1 protein-coding gene and 1 pseudogene are annotated in these 2,078 nt (G+C 66.4%); one reads left to right on the top strand and one right to left on the bottom strand.

Annotated elements, in window-relative coordinates:
* Positions 1-598: 598 nt before the first annotated feature.
* Entirely contained in the window at positions 599-1,366 is a 768-nt protein-coding gene (locus tag ABZ624_RS42825; protein WP_360101140.1) for an SDR family oxidoreductase, read from the bottom strand.
* A 580-nt stretch (positions 1,367-1,946) separates the two neighbouring features.
* On the opposite strand from ABZ624_RS42825, the pseudogene ABZ624_RS42820 reads away from it, so the two are divergent.
* Positions 1,947-2,078: pseudogene (locus ABZ624_RS42820) on the top strand (transposase family protein); the annotation flags it as partial.

The following is a 2,078-nucleotide window of genomic DNA, read 5'->3' as shown; positions in this document are numbered from 1 at the left end:
CAGCGGCTCAAGCCGGGCCCACTGCCCGTTCGTCAGATCCCCACGTCCCACAGGACGTGATCACCAACCAACAAGATCAACTTTCGCAACAGACCCTAGGGGGGCCGGTCGTGGAGACGCCCGGCTGTTGCCGGGTGCGTTCCTTACGGTGGTCGCCCCCGCGGGCGGTGCGGAGCGGACGGGCAGGTATCGGCATCCAATGTGCGGAACCGGCACACGATGTGCGTCCGCGAGCCCTCCCAACGCCCCTCGGGCGCCGCTAAGTTCTGAACCACCCGATCAAGCCCGCTCCAGAGCCTCTCGTCGTGTGTCGCGATACGGCAGACTCATCCCCCCGGCCTTCGTTCTGAAGATGTGTATTCCTTGGTCGGAGCACATGTTCAGACGAAGGTCGCCTTCATCTACGGCGGATACCGGACCAAGTGATCAAGTTCGACGCACCATTCAACACCGGACGTTAAAGATCAAGCTTAGGGCAGGTTGGGCGCCCCGGATCAACACCGTGGACACAGTCCTCGCCCCAGTTGTTCCAGCCCCCGACGACACGACGCTTCGGTTACGACTTCTCGTCCACTGGCCGGGGATGACCCGCCCGCCATCAGTGCCCGCGCTCGGCGCCTCCGTTGACCCGAACGACCTGTGAGGTGATGTGCCCGGCACCGGGGGAGGCCAGCCAGCGCAGGGTGGCTGCGACGTCCCTGGGCACTCCGGCGCAGCCGGTCACGGTGTGGGCTATGAGCCGATGTCGCCTCGCTTCGTCCAGGGTGTCTCCGAGGAAATCGGTGTCCGCGATGTATCCGGGAGCCACTACGTTCACCGTGATGCCGCGCGATCCCAGCTCGTGGGCCAAGCCGTGGGCATAGGGGTGGAGCCCGGCCTTGGCCGCCGCATAGGCTATGCTGCCGGCTCCCCGGTAGGGGACGATGGAACCGACGAAGAGCACCCGGCCGCCGGGCTCGGCGAGCCGGTCTTTCAGTGCCTCGGTGAGGAGCGCGGCGGTCAGCACATTCGCCCGGAAGTTGACGGTCCAGTTGTGTGCCACCCGGTCGAGGGGTTCGTCGCTCTTGGGCGGGGGTTTCAGTTTGCCGACGCCCCCTGCACTGTGCACGAGCACGTCGACGGCGCCGAACTCCTCAGCGACGAACCGGGCGACACCGCGCACCTCTCCGGGCACGGAGAGGTCCGCTGCGTAGGTGAGCGCTCCGGGCACCCCGGCCTTCTCCAGAGCCTCGGCACGCCGGCCAAGCAACAGCACCCGGTCCCCCTCCTCCGCGAAGGCCCGCGCTGCGGCGAGCCCAATGCCCGTACCACCTCCGCTGATTACGATGCGGCGCGTCGTGGTGCGAGCGCACGAGGTTTCGGACATGCAGATTCCTCTCAGGGTTACGGTTGTTCGGCGAGGCCGTGGGCCAGGCCCCTTGAGGCGGCGGGCCAGAACCGGACGCAGTCCCTCAGCGTCATTCGCTCGGTTGCGCCACCGCGTTTGACCAGGGACTGTGCCACAGTTGATAACTCTGTTAATTCAGCAGCGCGAACGGAAGAGCGCGAGTTCGCGAGCACGTGAACGCGTTGAACGCCTGGATGCCTGAGCCTGGTGCCTGGGCGCAGTGGGACTCGGCCGACGGGCGAAGACCGCAGGTCGCAGGACCTTTCTGGTGCACCCGACTGGCCTGGTCGAAAGATTCCGCGTCGTCATGCGTGTGCTTTGAGCAGGCGGTCGAGGCCCCCGGCCCAGGACGGGCACCGCATCTTTGGCCTGGAGAATCCCGGGATCTCGGGGGTTTTCCACCTCGATCGAGAAACGCCTGGTGGCCGTCGGCATCACCGACGGCCATATGGCCCACTGCGTCGCTACCAGCCGCAGCCCACGTTCGCAGGCAACCTCGCTGTACTGCCGTGGGGGTCATTTACTGAGCCTTTTCCGACCTACTGGTCGAGCAAGCATCCGCTGGCGGCGCCTGAGCGCCGGCCGGCAGGCTCTGTTTGCGTTCGCCCATCTGCGCAACGGTCACCCGTACGCTCAACTCGCCGCCGCGTTCGGCATCGGGACCACCACCGCATACCGCTGCATCACCGAA

Origin of the sequence: Streptomyces sp. NPDC007205, from assembly GCF_040634095.1 — a bacterium.
Taxonomy (GTDB): Bacteria; Actinomycetota; Actinomycetes; order Streptomycetales; family Streptomycetaceae; genus Streptomyces.
Note: the sequence above shows the minus strand (reverse complement) of the source record. Positions and strands in the feature narration are given on the sequence as shown.

What these genes read in the sequence shown, in the direction of transcription:
- ABZ624_RS42825 (WP_360101140.1), bottom strand. Translation starts at nt 1,366, where the DNA reads ATGTCCGAAACCTCGTGCGCTCGCACCACGACGCGCCGCATCGTAATC.